The sequence below is a fragment of the Dehalococcoidia bacterium genome (assembly GCA_025054935.1).
Classification (GTDB): Bacteria; Chloroflexota; Dehalococcoidia; order SpSt-223; family SpSt-223; genus JANWZD01.
Genome location: JANWZD010000013.1, coordinates 28,726 through 43,609 on the forward strand (window position 1 = coordinate 28,726; position 14,884 = coordinate 43,609).

General features: G+C 67.3%; 11 protein-coding genes. 7 read left to right on the forward strand and 4 right to left on the reverse strand.

Going from position 1 to position 14,884, the window contains the following annotated elements:
• Positions 1-810: 810 nt before the first annotated feature.
• Entirely contained in the window at positions 811-2,376 is a 1,566-nt protein-coding gene (locus tag NZ773_13185) for an ABC transporter substrate-binding protein (GenBank protein ID MCS6802876.1), read from the forward strand.
• A 190-nt stretch (positions 2,377-2,566) separates the two neighbouring features.
• Here the strand turns inward: NZ773_13185 and NZ773_13190 are convergent, their stop codons facing one another.
• The 4 genes from NZ773_13190 to NZ773_13205 all read right to left on the reverse strand — a co-directional run bounded on the left by NZ773_13190 (position 2,567) and on the right by NZ773_13205 (position 6,307).
• Positions 2,567-2,749 carry a hypothetical protein gene (locus NZ773_13190; protein ID MCS6802877.1) on the reverse strand — a complete coding sequence of 61 codons (183 nt, stop codon included), beginning with the start codon at positions 2,747-2,749 and terminating at the stop codon, positions 2,567-2,569.
• 308 nt (positions 2,750-3,057) lie between these two features.
• Positions 3,058-5,604: an alpha-glucan family phosphorylase gene (glgP, locus tag NZ773_13195; GenBank protein MCS6802878.1), complete on the reverse strand. Its 2,547-nt coding sequence runs from the start codon at positions 5,602-5,604 to the stop codon at positions 3,058-3,060.
• A gap of 11 nt (positions 5,605-5,615) precedes the next feature.
• On the reverse strand, positions 5,616-5,888 hold the full coding sequence (locus NZ773_13200) for a hypothetical protein (GenBank protein ID MCS6802879.1): 273 nt from the start codon (positions 5,886-5,888) through the stop codon (positions 5,616-5,618).
• Between the two features lie 17 nt (positions 5,889-5,905).
• On the reverse strand, positions 5,906-6,307 hold the full coding sequence (locus NZ773_13205) for a DUF423 domain-containing protein (protein MCS6802880.1): 402 nt from the start codon (positions 6,305-6,307) through the stop codon (positions 5,906-5,908).
• 101 nt (positions 6,308-6,408) lie between these two features.
• On the opposite strand from NZ773_13205, the gene NZ773_13210 reads away from it, so the two are divergent.
• From NZ773_13210 to NZ773_13235, 6 genes are all read left to right on the forward strand, one after another.
• Positions 6,409-6,819 carry a hypothetical protein gene (locus NZ773_13210; protein ID MCS6802881.1) on the forward strand — a complete coding sequence of 137 codons (411 nt, stop codon included), beginning with the start codon at positions 6,409-6,411 and terminating at the stop codon, positions 6,817-6,819.
• Between the two features lie 84 nt (positions 6,820-6,903).
• Positions 6,904-7,905: a MoxR family ATPase gene (locus tag NZ773_13215; GenBank protein MCS6802882.1), complete on the forward strand. Its 1,002-nt coding sequence runs from the start codon at positions 6,904-6,906 to the stop codon at positions 7,903-7,905.
• Positions 7,905-8,804 carry a DUF58 domain-containing protein gene (locus NZ773_13220; GenBank protein MCS6802883.1) on the forward strand — a complete coding sequence of 300 codons (900 nt, stop codon included), beginning with the start codon at positions 7,905-7,907 and terminating at the stop codon, positions 8,802-8,804. The genes NZ773_13215 and NZ773_13220 overlap by 1 nt, the downstream gene beginning before the upstream one ends.
• Entirely contained in the window at positions 8,783-9,796 is a 1,014-nt protein-coding gene (locus NZ773_13225; protein MCS6802884.1) for a VWA domain-containing protein, read from the forward strand. The genes NZ773_13220 and NZ773_13225 overlap by 22 nt, the downstream gene beginning before the upstream one ends.
• Before the next feature lie 1,121 nt (positions 9,797-10,917).
• Positions 10,918-12,477 (forward strand): hypothetical protein, encoded by a 1,560-nt coding sequence (locus NZ773_13230; GenBank protein MCS6802885.1) that lies wholly within the window; start codon positions 10,918-10,920, stop codon positions 12,475-12,477.
• Positions 12,478-12,520: 43 nt separating this feature from the next.
• Positions 12,521-14,884, forward strand: coding sequence for a CoA transferase (locus NZ773_13235; GenBank protein MCS6802886.1), 2,364 nt, complete (start codon positions 12,521-12,523; stop codon positions 14,882-14,884).

A 14,884-nucleotide genomic window follows, 5' to 3' on the forward strand; every position in this document is an offset into this window, starting at 1 on the left:
GCGAGCGGTGGGGGATGACCGAACGCCCGCCGCGGCCGAGCGAGCCGGCGCCCCCGGCTGACCTCCCGGTGCGAGAAGGGGTCGACTATGCGGCGCGCCACGGTCACGACACAGGGCGGCTCCTCGCCTTCAGCGCCGGCGTCTTTGCGACCGCGATCACCCTGCTTGCGCGCAATATCCGCCTCCCCAGCTTGGACCATAGGAGCGCCGAGGCGCAGCCCCAGGCGCTCTTGAGCCGCACGAGCCGGTGCTCGTCTCCCTCCAGAGCTTCTTCATCGTGGGCGCAGCTATGGGATGGCGCACCATCGCCTGTTTCAACTGACCCGGGCATCGGACTGCCGCTGCGCCGGCTGAACTGTTCTTTCGGATGGCCATCGCCTGTCTGCCGGTGCCGAGCGCGGTGGTAACCGAACAGGATAGTGCCGTGCCCGCTGTTCTCCTCTCCTCGGCGTATCGACGGTGACAGCGGTGCTCGACCGCGCGATCTGGCGCTCCGCGGTCAATCGCCGGCTGCTGCGCAGGGAGGGGGCTGCCGCAGCGCGCGCTCCATGACGCTCCGCGTGCTGTTCCTGTCGTCCTCTTCGCGCTCGGCGTTCCCATCGCCTTCTTCTCCATCCGCCTCGTCTGGGCGATTCTCCTCGCGATCGGTGTCCTCTCCGCGACGCGTGGTCCGATCTCCGGACGTTGTGTTCGCTAGGGCAGGCGCGGCCGTCGGCGCAGCCCGCGCCGACGGCATAGTTGCAGGCGCCACCACTTGCATAAGCATGTTGCATACGAAATAATTGTCCCCGACTGCGCGGAGGAGGGAGTATGCACCGTGTAATGCCTCGCCTGCCGGTTGTCCTCCTGTTGGTCGCTGTGGCCTGCGCGCCGGCTGCCCCTGCACCCTCGGGTCCCGGCGCCCCTGCCGAGCCGAAGCGCGCTGCGAACCAAGTGCTGCGGATCGGAACGAACGTCTTTCCGAACGGGGTGACCCCCTTCTCGACCGCGTTCGGCTTCTGGTCGATCGGCAATCAGTTCGACTCGCTGCTCAACTTTGACAGTAACTACGACCTCGTTCCTGGGGTCGCCGAGCGCTGGGAGCTTGCGCCGTCCGGCGACGCGTGGCGCTTTTATCTCCGCAAAGACCTCACCTTCTCGACCGGGGAGCGGCTGACGGCCGAGGACGTTGCCCACGTGATCGAGACCGGGCGTGCCGAGCGGATCCCGGTCTCCCAGCAGGATACCTACCTGCGGGGCGCCCGCATCATCGATGACTACACCGTAGATATTCTGATGGCCGAGCGGAACGTCGCGACGCTCTATGTCGCGCCGAGCTGGCAAATCTGGTCGAAAAAGCACTACGAGAGCGTCGGCAAAAGCGGCTTTCTCGCCAATCCGGTCGGCAGCGGTCCGTATGTCCTCGCAGAGTATGTGCCGAGCCAGACCTTGGTCTACCGGCTGCGCACCGACCGCCCGCATCCCTACCGCCGGGCGATCCTGACCGAGATCCGCATCACGAATGTCCCTGAGCCGAGCGCCCTCATCAATGGGATGCGCACCGACGAGATCGACATGGCGATCGGCAGTTTTAGCCCCGACCAGGCGCGCCAAGCAAAGGACTCGGGCATCAATGTCATCCAGCCGCCGCGCCAAGCGAGCTACTACGCCATTCTGTTCAATAAAGACCCGATCCGGGGCACACCCTACGAAGATAAGCGCGTCCGTCTCGCCCTGAACTACGCCGTTGATAAGGAGACTATCGTCAAGACGCTCTACGCCGGCTTCTCCCAGCCGCTCAGCCAGCTCTCCGTGCCCGGCGATCCGAGCTACAACCCGGACCTGAAGCCTGTGCCGTACGACCCGGCGATGGCGCGGCGGCTGCTCGCCGAGGCCGGCTATCCGAACGGCTTCCGCGCCGGCGCGATCGACTTTGTCCCGCGCCCGCTCAACACCTCGGTGCTGCAGGCGGTCCAAAGCATGCATCGCGATATCGGCGTCCATTGGGACCTGAACCCGGTCGAGTCGGGCATCTATGTCGATATCGCCTACGGGCTGAACGGGCGAGATGCGCTCCGCAAGGAGATGATCGAGGCGGGCGGGTCGAACAATAACGGGATCTGGACCTTCCCGTGGGCGTTCCTAAAGTGCGCTCAGCCGAAGCCGCTCTACTGCTCGCCCGAGCTCGACCGTCATATGCAGCTTGCGCTTGCCGAACTCGACAAGGAGAAGCGGAACGCCCATCTTCGCAACGCGATGAAGGCGTGGGTGGAGGAATGGTCGATGATCTACCTCGTCAGCACCCCGCAATTCAGCATGCTCGGGAGCAAAGTGCGCGGCTTCACGTGGACGACCCAAGCGTTCTATTCCCTCGACGGCACGTATAAGGTCGAGTAGGACACGGGGCCCGCGGGCGGATGCTCCGGCAGCACGGTGGCCCCAGGCTGCCGGAGCGCTGCGCCGGCTGCCGCCTCGCCGCGGCGCTTCTGGCAGGAGCGGCGGCTTCCCCAATTTCGGCACCAGCCGCCCCAGTTCGCCGAACGGCGCTCTCTCGCGGGGAAGCGCGCCCGAGCCGATCAGGTGCTAGTCAGATGTAGGAGAGCAGCCGGTCGGCGGGCATCGCTGCCCCGTGGTCGCCGCTGTTCCAGCTGCCGGAGGCGGCGCGTTGGCAGGCAGATATCGGGGAGGTTGCAGGAGGAGACGACCCCGGCTCGACGATGCTGCAGTCAGACAGCAGCGTCCCGCCGCGGAGCGGAAAGAGCATCGCCATGGTCGAGGCCGAATGGCGCGCTCCAACGCAGTGGAGCGTGACGCGACGCCGCCGAGCGTCGCCACCTCCTCACTATCGACCTAGCCGCGTCGCCGAGAAGATGGTCGGGGCGGTGCGCTGAGCGAGGCGCTAGGCGGCGAGGCGGTGCGCGACGATTTCGGCCGCGGGCGCCAGATTCGCGGCGCCGGCGATATGGTCCTTGCGCTCGTGGCGGTAAATAATCGCGCGGCTGGGGGCGTTGGTCACGGAAGCGATCGCCTCGCGGCAGGCGCGGGCGGCTCCCGCGAGCAGTCGGCCTGAGCGACGAGCTAAGCCCAGCGGACGAGCCGCATTTCGTAAGGGTCGTGGAGGTCGGGATGGTGCGGAACGACGCGGACGCCGTACCCAAGCATGCCGGTGGTCTCGAGCGGGATCTCGCCCGCGAAGAGATACCCTCCCTGTCCGTCGCGCTCGACCGGCTGCAGCCGCACCGTTCGCCCCTCTGTCACTTGTCGGCGGCCGTCGACCGGGCCGTAGAACGCCTCGACCGCGACCTCTTCCGGCTGAACGCGGCCAAGGAAGACGCGCGCACGCACCGGCAGCGTCGAGCCGACCATCGATTCGGTCAGGTCGTTCGCTTCAACACGGTCGATCCAAATGTCGCTCCAGCGTTCAGTGAGGGAGCGCTTCCAAGCAGCAAGCTCGCGCGCCCGGCGTTGGCCGTCTGCGTCGAGGCGAAGCGCGCGGTGGGCGCTGGGAAGATACGCTGCCTCGAGGTACTGCTCGATCATGCGGTCGGTGTTGAAGAAGGGGGAGAGCTCGGCGATCGCGTTTTTCATCAGCTGCACCCAGCGGCGCGGCACGCCGCGAACCCGGTCGTAGAACGTCGGAACGATCTCGTGCTCGAGCAGGTCGTAGAGGAGCTCGCTCTCGACTTGGTTCTGGGCCTCGATCGAGGGGTAGACCTCGTGACCGCCGATCGCCCACCCGAGGCCAGGCTGGTACGCTTCTGCCCACCAGCCGTCGAGGGTGGAAACGTGGAGCACGCCGTTGCAGGCGGCCTTCATGCCGCTGGTGCCGCTCGCTTCCTGGGGACGCAGGGGCGTGTTCAGCCAGATGTCGCAGCCTTGCACCAGCCGTTTGGCGACGAGAATGTCGTAGTTCTCGATAAACGCGACGCGCGAGCGGAGGTCTGGCCGGCGGAAGAGGTGGATGATTTCGCGGATGAGGGCCTTGGCCGGCTCGTCTTGAGGGTGAGCTTTGCCGGCGATGATGATCTGAACGGGGCGCTCGGGGTGGTTGAGGATGCGGGCCAGCCGGTCGGGGTCGCGGAAAAGCAGCGTGGCGCGCTTGTAGAGCGCGAACCGGCGCGCGAACCCGATCGTCAAGGCCTGCGGGTCGAGAAGCCGCGACGCCTCTTCGATCGTGGCGGGGAGCGCTCCTGTCGCGCGGAGCTGCTGGACGACGCGCTCCCGGGTGAAGGAGACGAGCTGCTCCCGTGCGCGCTCGTGCGCGCGCCACAGCTCTTCGTCTGGGATCCGCGCGACGCCCGCCCAGTTGGCGCGGTCGGCTGGACGGTCCCACCAGCCGGCACCGAGATAGCGGGTGAACAGAGCGGCCAGTTCGGGGTTGATCCAGGAGCGGTGATGCACGCCATTCGTCACGTGCGTGATCGGCACCTCGCTATCCGGCACGTCGGGCCAGAGGCCGCGCCACATTCCGCGCGATACCTTGCCGTGCAGCTGGGAGACACCGTTGACCGTGTCTGACAGGCGGATGCCCAGTACGGCCATCGAGAACAGTTCGTTGTGGTCGTGGGGGTTCTGGCGGCCGAGGCCGAGAAACTCCTCGCGGCTGAGCCCGAGCTGCGGCCAGTAGTGGCCAAAATAGCGGTCGAGGAGGTCGGGCGCGAACATGTCGATCCCGGCGGGCACCGGCGTGTGGGTCGTGAAAACGTGGCTTGCCGAAGCCAGTTCACGCGCTTCGTCGAAGGAGAGCCCATGCTTGCGCATCAGAACGCGGATGCGCTCTAGGGCCAAGAACGCGGAATGCCCTTCATTCATATGGCAGATCGGTTTGTCGATGCCGAGGGCTTCCAGCAGCCGAATCCCGCCGATCCCCAAAACGATCTCCTGCTTGATGCGGTGCTCGATGTCGCCGCCGTAGAGACGGTCGGTGATGCTGCGGTCCTCCGGCAGGTTCTCCGGGACGTTGGTATCGAGCATGTAGCAGGGGATCCGGCCGACTTGGATCCGCCAGACGCGGGCGACGACGCGCCGTCCCGCGAGATCGATCTCGACCGTGAGCAGCGAGCCGTCGGGGCGGCGCTCCGGGATAATGGGGAGGCGGGCATAGTCGACGTCGGCGAATTCCTGCTGCTGCCATCCGTCGGCGTTGAGATACTGCCGGAAATAGCCGCGGCTGTAGTGCAGCCCGATCCCGATCACGGGCAGCGCGGTATCGCTCGCTGACTTGAGATAGTCGCCCGAGAGGATGCCGAGGCCGCCGGAATAGATGGGGAGACAGGCAGCAATTCCGAACTCGAAGCAGAAGAAGACGATCGTGTGCCCTCTCAGCTCAGCAGTGAGAGGATGGGGGGGGCGGTTGAGATGCTCATGCAGCTGTTCGACGGCGCGGGCAAGCTGCGATCGAAAGCCGGGGTCGTCTGCTGCTGCCTTCAGCCGGTCTTGGTCGATCTCGGCCAGAAGCCGCACCGGGTTCTCGCCGGTTTTTTCCCACAGTTCGGGGTCGAGCCGTTGGAAGAGGGTGCGGGTTGTCTCGTCCCACGACCAGAACAGGTTGTAGGCAAGGTCGCGCAGCGGCGCCAAACTCGGCGGCAGCGTGGGCACCACACGAACGGTGTGAAAGGTCGGCACGACGCAGACTCCTAGTGAGAGCGAGCTTCCCAGCGTGCCAGCAAGTCGACCGAAGCGTGAGGGGTGTCTGGAAAGCTCGGATTGGTGATCGCGATATTTGCGCGGAGGAGCTCAACGAAACGCTCGCCAGTGAGCGGAAATTCGACGAGCGTGCCGAGCAATTTCTCGAGATACTGGATGCGCCAGGCGCAGGCGGCGGCGCGCGGGTCGCCGGCGGCAGTCAGGGCGGCGTGGCGCGCGGTCTCCTCCTCGAGTAACTCCTCGACGAGCGTAGCAGGGTCCATCCGCACTTCCGCAGAGATTATTTCCGTCGGGAGGCGCCCGCGAAGGCCCAGGCGAGCGCTGCCCATCCGACCACGAAGGAAGCGCCGCCGACCGGCGCGATCATGCCGAGCCACCCTTGGCCAGTGAGGGCGAGCACGACGAGGCTGCCGCAGAAGAGCACGATGCCGAGCGCGAAGGCGCTCCCCGCGAGCATGGCAGCCCAGCTTGGCCACCGGTCGGCAACCCAGGCGACCGCCAGCAGCGCCAATCCATGGTACATCTGGTAGCGTGCCGCTGTCTCGAAGATGGCGAGACGGTCTGTCGGGAGCACGCTGCGCAGCGCATGAGTGCCAAACGCGCCGGCAGCAACTGCGAGGCCAGCGAGCACCGCGCCGGCGATGCCGTACCAGCGGGCAGTTGAGCCGTGGGCTGCGTTCATGCCACCGCGAAGTATAGGCGAGCGGTCGGCGGCTGGCACTCGCCGAGGAGGCGCCTTCGCGTATGGCCGTGCTGGCCGCTGGGAGCTGGGAGGCGGCAAGGATGAGCGACCTGCGGGCCGAGTTCGAAGCCGCGGTCCGATATAGCTATGGCTCCTTCCTCCAATTCGATCCCGAGGCGATCGAACGGGGCGACGCCGATGACGGCGCGGTCTGGCATGGCTGGTTCCTCGATCCGGTGCGAGGCAAGGCGGGGCGCGCCGACGATATAGCGGCCGCCAAACGGCGCGGCCCGCTGCGCCTCGACCTCGAGCCGCCCGTCGTCACCTTCCACGGGAACGTCGCCATCGCCCGCTACTACCTGGACTTCGCCTTCGCCCCGCCGAACGCGACGAGCGGCCGCGTCTGGGTGACGCCCGTCTTCGAGCGCGACCCCTCCGCTCCGGCCGGCTGGCGGCGGCTCCACCGCCATGAGGGGATGGTTCCGGCGGGGCGGCCGCCGCTTCCTGACTGAACGCACCGATTTGAAACTTCTGTCATCGACTCGCGATACTCCGTCGCAGCAGGCCTGGGCGACACGCCGAGGCAGGAGGCGGCTGTGGCGGGATCGCGCCTTGACCGGTCGGTCTGGGAGAACGTTCTGTTCGAGATCAAGAAAGTGATCGTCGGGCAGGAGCACCTGCTCGAGGTGATGCTCGTTGCGCTTCTCGCGAAGGGACACATTCTGATCGAGGGCGTGCCGGGGCTGGCGAAGACCCTCGCCATTAAGACAATGGCGCAGGTTATCTCGGGCAAGTTCCAGCGCATTCAGTTCACGCCCGACCTCGTCCCCGCCGATCTGGTCGGCACGCGTATCTACAACCAGCAGACGGGGGAATTCGGCACGCAATTCGGGCCGGTCTTTACCAATCTCCTGCTCGCCGATGAGATCAACCGTGCTCCCGCCAAAGTCCAATCGGCACTGCTGGAAGTGATGCAGGAGCATCAAGTGACGATCGGCAACGAGACCTACCGCGTGCCGGAGCCGTTTCTTGTTCTCGCCACTCAGAACCCGATCGAGAGCGAAGGGACCTATCAGCTCCCGGAGGCGCAGATCGATCGCTTCATGTTTAAGACCGTTATCGGCTATCCCAGCCCGAGCGAGGAGGCGACAATCGTCGCCCGCGTCACGGATGCCAACCCGCCGGTTGCGCGGCCGATTGTCACGACGGCCGACCTCATTGAGGCGCAGCGCCAAGTCGAGCTGGTCTATGTCGACCCCAAGGTGATCGAATATGCCGTCATGCTCACCACTGCGACGCGCCGGCCAGCGGATTTTGGGCTACCGCAGCTCGCCAAGTTCATCGCTTTCGGCGCGAGCCCGCGCGGCTCGATCAACCTGATCTTGGGCGCAAAGGCGCTCGCCGTGCTGCGCGGGCGCGACTATGTCGTGCCGGATGACGTGCGCGACCTTGCGCTTGACGTGCTTCGCCATCGGATGGTGCTGTCCTACGAAGCGCTGGCTCAGGAGGTCACCGGCGATAACATCGTGCGGGCGATCTTGACCGCGGTGCGGCCGCCGAAGCTTGACCTGACGGGCCGGCCGGTCTCTGTCTCCTAATGGATACCGCCGACAAACTGCTCAAGTTCCTCCAGTTCAAGGTCGTCCGCCGCTTGGACGGCATCCTGCAGGGGGACTACACCGGGGTCTTCTACGGTCCTGGCATGGAACTGGGCGAGGTCCGCGAATATCAGCTGGGCGACGATGTCCGCCGCATCGACTGGAATGTCACCGCCCGCACTACCCGCGTCCATGTCCGCCAATACATTGAGGAGCGCGAGATCACGGCGTGGCTGCTTGTCGACCGGAGCCCCTCGATCGATTTCGGCACGACCCTCCAGTCGAAGCATGACCTCGTAACCGAGTTTGTTGGGCTGATGGCGCATCTGTACACGCGCCACGGCAACCGGGTGGGGATGGTGACCTTCTCGAGCGAGATCGACCGGGTGATCCCGCCTGCCGGCGGCCGCCTTCAGACGCTGCGGCTGATCAGCGCGCTCCAGAACCCGGGCGCAGCGGCGTTCAGCGGCACCACTAATCTTGCCGCTGTCCTAGAACGCGCCCACCGCTTCCTGCGTCGGCGCAGCCTCGTTTTCGTCATTTCGGACTTCATCGTCCCGAGCGGCTGGGAGCGCCATCTTCAGCTGCTCGCCCAGCGCCACGACGTCGTCGTGGTGCATGTTGTCGACCCGCGCGAGCGCGAACTGCCGGATATTGGGCTGCTGCGGCTGGAAGACCCGGAGACCGGCGAGCAGCTCTGGATCGACACCTCGCACAAGCCGACGCGGGAGCGGTTCCGGACAGCGGTGGCGGAGCGCGACCGTCGGCTGTCCGCCACGCTTGCGAGCGCCGCTGTCGACCTTGTTACACTTTCCACGGCGGAGCCGTTGATCGAGCCGCTTTTGCGGTTTGTCGCGCTGCGCAAAAGGAGGCGCCCGTGGGTTTCTCTTGGCCGCTAGCCCTCTTGGGGTTGCTGGTCATTCCGTTGCTCATCGCAACGTATATCCTGCTGCAGCGCCGCCGTACTCGCTATGCCGTGCGCTTCACGAACCTCGCGCTGCTGAAGGAGGTCGCCCCTCGGGCGCCGGGCTGGCGGCGGCATATCCCGGCGGCACTCTTCCTGCTCGCCGTCACGGCGATGATCCTCGCCCTCGCTCGTCCGCATCTCGAGGTACCCGTGCCTATCGAGCAGAGCTATGTCATGCTCGCGATTGATACGTCGCGCAGCATGGAAGCGAACGACATGCAGCCGACGCGGATGGAGGCAGCAAAAGAGGCCGCCAAGCAGTTCGTCAGCTCGCTCCCGAAGACTGCTCGCGTCGGCGTTGTCTCCTTCTCGGATCGCGCGGTCATAAACCTTCCGCCAACGGATGATCACAAGATCGTCATCGAAACGATCGACAAGCTCGGCACCCAGGCCGCGACTGCGATCGGCGAAGGGATCATGGCCAGCCTCTCCGTGCTGCCGGGCGGCGAGCTGGCGCAGCAGCGCCCGGGCAATCCCTCCTCGCCAGCCAATCCGCCAAGCCGGGGCGGGCAGCCCCAGCGGCCGCCCGCGAATGTGCCCTCGACTATCGTGCTGCTCTCTGATGGAGCGTCCAACCGCGGCATCTCGCCGCTCCAAGCGGCGCGTGAAGCGAAGGAACGCAACGTCAAGGTCTATACCATCGGCATCGGTACCCGCGAAGGCGGCACGGTGATAAGTGGCGGTCAGGTGCTGCGCGTCTATCTCGACGAGGCGACGCTGCGGCGCATCGCCGAGATCACGGAGGCTGAGTATTTCTTCGCGCCAAACGAGCGCGACCTTGCCCGTGTCTACAAGAGCCTCGGCTCGACGGTCGGGTGGGAGCGCCAGCAGACGGAGGTGACTGCCGGCGTGACTGCCGCTGCTCTCATCCTCTCGCTCGCCGGCGGCCTGCTCTCCTTGCTCTGGTTTAACCGGCTGCCGTAAAGGGCGCCGTGTCGGGCGGTCCTCGCGCCCGGGCGCATTCAGCCTGCTCGTGCTGCGGCTGTGGGTGCCGCTCGGGCGGTCGCGGCACGTACCTTTCGGGCGTGCGCTCTCCCGAGCAGGGGGGCCGCGCTTGTTCCAAAGGCGGGATAGTCGCTTTTCCGAGTGCGCTCGGCGCGGCATGTTCCCGCATCCACTGCCGCTTTTGTGATCGCTCCCGGCGCGGCTGGAGGTGCGGCGAGCAGCGTCCCTGCTGCGGTCGGGATTGCCGTGGCCCTCCTTCCAGTCGGACCTCGCAATGGCGGTGGCGGTGAGCACGGGGTTCGAGGCGGCACGGCAGACAGTCCCGGTTCGGAGCGGGCCGCGCGGTGACGATGGTCGTGGCCGGCGCGTCTGTGGCGGTTTTCGCCTGCTCCCCCCGCGCGGTGTCGGCGCCTCGAATGGCCGCGTTCGGGATTGCCACGGCCGCCTCCGGCGGGCCTCGCAATGACGATGGAGTTGGGCGCTGGGTGTCGCCCTCGGCAAATTCTGAAAATTTGGCCGAGGGAACCTCCCAATGACGATGGAGTTGGGCGCTGGGTGTCGCTGGTGGGCGACAGACGCTCCCGCGCATGCCTGGCGTCGCGCGGGCGTGGAACGGATGCCCGGAGCACCCCATTCACTTGCAGCCGTCATGCCAAGAAAAGCCGTGTCTGCCATGCCCCGTGCCGTCTGGAAGTGGACCGAGTGGGACCGCCGTTTAGCTGGCATTGCGGCGGCGGCTGGCGACGGCATGGCTACCCCCCTTGCCGCACGGCAGCATTGCGAGCGGAGAACAGAGACGGAGGAGATGGCTACCCGCCTCGTTGCCGGGCGTCATTGCGAGGCCGCGCAGCGGCCGCGGCACTCCCGACCGTGCCACGACCGCGCGCTTTCGTCCTCCTCGCCGCTTTGGAAGGCGTGCGGCAGACGGGGTGCCCAAACCCGCCGGAGCTAGGCCCCGCCAGCATCCGTTCGGCCGAGCGATCGTTCACCGTGACAGGCGGCTCGTGAGCGCCTCGTCACTGCCGTTCTCGGCCCGGGGCGCGGCAGCAGGGGCAGGGCGGCAGCCCGCAGAAGGCACGTGAACGCTATCCTAGCTCGAAGTGAGCAGCGACCTTCTGACTCGCAAGCGGACATCCGCGCCGGTGCGCCTGACCCCGAGCGGGGTCGTCGTTGGCGCCTACCTCGGCAGCGTCGCGCTCAGCCTCGTCATCGCCTTGGGCTTGAGCGGCGGCCGGTTCGCTTACTCCCTCGATGATCCGTACATCCACCTCGAACTGGCGCGGTCGATCGCGCGCGGCCACTACGGCGTCAATCCGGGCGAGGTCTCTTCCCCGGCATCGAGCGCGCTCTGGCCGTTCCTGCTCGCGCCGTTCGCGGCGCTCGGGGTCGAAGAGTTTGTCCCGCTCGTCGCCGGGATCGGGTTTAGCGCGGCGACAGCGCGGCTGGTCGTCGCAGTTGTTGAGCGGGCGCTGCCGGGCGTTTCCTTCCGGCGCCGGGCGGGCGTGGTCATCCTCGCCCTAGCGATCATCCTCGCGACCAATCTCATCGGGCTGGCGCTGAACGGGATGGAAACCTCCCTCCAAGTGCTGCTCGCCGGGCTTGCCCTGCTCGGGTTGCTGCGCGAGCGCGAGACGGGGCGCGTCGACGGCTGGCTCGCGCCGGCCCTCATTCTCGGCCCTCTCGTCCGCTATGAGAACCTCGCGCTCACCGTGCCGGCTGTCGGCTATCTCCTCCTGCGGCGTCAAGCGATGGCGGCCCTTGTTACCCTCGGCGGCGTGCTGCTGACGCTCGGCGCGTTCACGGCGTTTCTGCTCCTGCTCGGCCAAGGCCCGCTGCCGACCTCGGTGCTTGCCAAGAGCGGTCTTGCTGCCGGGAGCGGGCTGCACAACTGGCTCGCCGACCAGCTGACGACGTCCCTGCGCGCCCAGCCGTTCGTGCCGGGCTGGATGCTGATCCTCGCTATCAGCTGGCTGGCCGGCAGCGCCGACCGGCCGCTCATCGGCTGGCTGCTCGCCGCAGCGACGCTCCAGATCGTCGCCGGCAGATGGGGCTGGATGGGCCGCTATGAGATGTATCTCATGCTCCCGCTCTACCTCGTCGTCACGCTCGTGATCAGCCCGCTGCTGCGGCCGTTCGTCGACCGCCGGCCGCCGCTCTATCTCGCCGCTGCCGTCATCTTGACGCTCGTCGTGACCGCGCGCACCGGTGTGTACCCGACCCTCGTCACCCCGCCGATGATGGCCAACGTTGCCCACGAGCACGGCACGCTCCACCGCATCGCCGTCGCCTACGGCCGGCCGGTCGGCGTGAACGACCTCGGCTGGGTCTCCTATCGCAACGACGCCTACGTGCTCGATTTTTGGGGGCTCGCCTCGCGGGAGGCGCTGACGCGGCGGCTGGTCGGCGGCGACTGGATGGACAGCCTTGCCGAGCGCTATGGCGTCCAACTCGTGCTGATCTACGACGAGTGGTTTCCCGAGCGCCCGAAGAGCTGGATCCGCGTTGCCACCATCCGGCCGGCGATCGTCCGCAATCACCCGGTCGCCGTCTTCGCCCGCGATGCTGTCACCGCGGCCGAGGCGCGCCGGCTGCTCGCCGACCTCGCCGGAACGCTCGGCGGCGTCGCGATCGACTTCCCGCCCGAGACAGCGGCGCGTTGACGTTCCGCCAGCACCACGGTAGCATCGCCGCGACGGAGGGACCATGACCGTCTCGGCGTTGGACGGCGTGCGCGTGCTCGACCTTGCCGGGCCGCTCGGCTGGTACTGCACGAAGGTGCTGGCCGACCTCGGCGCCGATGTGCTGCGGATTGAGCCGCCGGGCGGCGACCCGGCGCGCCGGCTTGGACCGTTCCTCGACGGCGACTCGCTCTCCTACCGCTTCTTCAACACCTCGAAGCGGGCGCGAACGCTCGACCTTGCCGACCCGATGGGCGTTGCGGCGCTGCGGGCCTTGGCGCGGGAGGCCGACCTGCTGGTGACGACCGAGCGGCTGCCGCTGCGCTACGAAGAGGCCGCCGCCGACAACCCGCGGCTGGTCTGGACGGCGATCACCCCCTTCGGCCTAAGCGGCCCGCATGCCGAGTGGCGGGCGACCGACATCGTCGGCCTCGCTGCCGGCGGTCTGCTGCACCTTGCGGGCATGCCCGGCAGCCCGCCGAGCCACCCGCCGCAGGAGTTCGCCTATTTCCAAGCGGGGCTGATGGGCGCCGTCGGCTCGCTCATCGCGCTGCGTCAGGCCGCGCGCACCGGCCGCGGCCAGGTCGTCGATGTTTCAATGCAGGAGTCGCTCCTCAATGCGCTCGAGAACACCCTCGGCTTCTGGGATCTGATGGGCATCGCGCGCTGCCGGCTTGGCCGAAAGTCGTTCAGCGGTCAAGCCGCTGTCATCAAGTGCGCCGACGGCTACATCATCGGCTGGCTCGGCCGGCGCTGGCCGCCCTTCGTCCAGTGGCTGGAGCGCGAAGGACTGCTCCCCGACCACTGGCGCGGCCCCGAATGGGACGACGTTGAGTACCGCTTCCAGCACCTCGACGAGATCGACGAGGTGATGCAGCGGCTGATCGCCAAACTCGACCGCGCCACCCTCGTCGCCGAGTCGCAGCGGCGGCGGATCGCCAATGGCCCCGTCATCAACCTGAAGGAGCTGCTGGAGGAGCCGCAGCTCATCGGCCGCGACTACTGGGTGGACGTGGAGCATCAGGACGGCCGCGTTGTCCGCTACCCCGGTGCGCCCTACAAGCTGTCGAAGACGCCGTGGCGGGTCCGGCGGCCGGCGCCGGTGGCGGGCGAGCATGACGGCCAAGGCTGGCTCGCCGAACGGCTGCCCGCTCCGGCACCGAGCAGCGCCGGCCGGCTCCCGCTCGACGGCATCCGGATCATCGACTTCACGTGGCAGATCGCCGGGCCGCTCAGTTCGCAGATCTTCGCCGACCACGGCGCCGAGGTGATCAAAGTGGAGAGCAGCGTCCATCCGGACGGGCTACGGACGATGCTCGTTCCCCGCCCGCCCTGGACCGACAGCCTGAACCAGAGCGGGATCTTCAACATGTTCAACACCTCGAAGCGGTCGATCACGCTCAACCTCCAGACCGAGGGCGGGCACGCCCTCCTCCGCCGGCTGATCGCGGTCGCGGATGTCGTGATCGACAATTACGGCGTCGACCCCTACCCCCGCTGGGGAATGAGCGAAGCGGCGCTGCGGGCGATCAACCCGGACATCATCATCGCTCGCTCGTCGGTCATGGGGCGCTCCGGCCCCCAGCAGCACTTCATCGGCTTCGGCTACTCGATCAGCGGCCAAGCAGGGCTCAATGCCGCAATCGGCTTCCCGGGCGACCCGCCCGTTGCCGTCTGCACCGCTCACCCGGATTATTCCTGCAATCCGTATCACCTAGTGATCGCCATCCTCGCCGCGCTCCACCATCGCGACCGGACAGGCGAAGGACAGCTGATCGACCTCTCGCAGCACGAGAGCACGGTGGTGATGAACGGCGCGTCCCTGCTCGACTACACTGCCAACGGCGTCGTCGCCCAGCCGAGCGCGAACCGGCATCCTCAACGCGCTCCCCACGGCGCCTATCCTGCCCGCGGCAACGACCGCTGGGTGGCGCTCGCCTGCGAGAGCGACGACGAGTGGCGGCGCCTTGCGGCCGCGATCGGCCAGCCCGAGCTTGCTGACGACCCGCGCTTTGCCACTCTTGCAGCGCGCAAAGCGAATGAGGACGCCCTCGATGCCATCATCGCCGGCTGGACCCGGCAGTGGACCCCGCGGGAGGCCGCCGAACGGCTGCAGGCGGCGGGCGTTCCGGCCGCGCCGGCAAACACGGTAACCGACCTTCTGCGCGACCAGCATCTCCTCGCGCGGCGGCGCTACCGGCGGATCGACCACCCTGAGCTTGGATCTACCCTCGTCAGCGAACCAGGGTTTCTGCTCACCGAGACGCCTCTCCTTCCGCGCCGTCATCCTGTTCTGCTCGGCGAGGATACCGAGGCGATCCTGCGCGACCTGCTCGGCCTCGATGACGAGGCGATCGCGATGCACTATGTCGAAGGCGTGCTGCAGTAG

What these genes read in the sequence shown, in the direction of transcription:
- NZ773_13205 (MCS6802880.1), bottom strand. Translation starts at nt 6,307, where the DNA reads ATGAACGCAGCCCACGGCTCAACTGCCCGCTGGTACGGCATCGCCGGC.
- NZ773_13200 (MCS6802879.1), bottom strand. Translation starts at nt 5,888, where the DNA reads ATGGACCCTGCTACGCTCGTCGAGGAGTTACTCGAGGAGGAGACCGCG.
- NZ773_13210 (MCS6802881.1), top strand. Translation starts at nt 6,409, where the DNA reads ATGAGCGACCTGCGGGCCGAGTTCGAAGCCGCGGTCCGATATAGCTAT.
- NZ773_13185 (MCS6802876.1), top strand. Translation starts at nt 811, where the DNA reads ATGCACCGTGTAATGCCTCGCCTGCCGGTTGTCCTCCTGTTGGTCGCT.
- NZ773_13220 (MCS6802883.1), top strand. Translation starts at nt 7,905, where the DNA reads ATGGATACCGCCGACAAACTGCTCAAGTTCCTCCAGTTCAAGGTCGTC.
- NZ773_13235 (MCS6802886.1), top strand. Translation starts at nt 12,521, where the DNA reads ATGACCGTCTCGGCGTTGGACGGCGTGCGCGTGCTCGACCTTGCCGGG.
- NZ773_13190 (MCS6802877.1), bottom strand. Translation starts at nt 2,749, where the DNA reads ATGGCGATGCTCTTTCCGCTCCGCGGCGGGACGCTGCTGTCTGACTGC.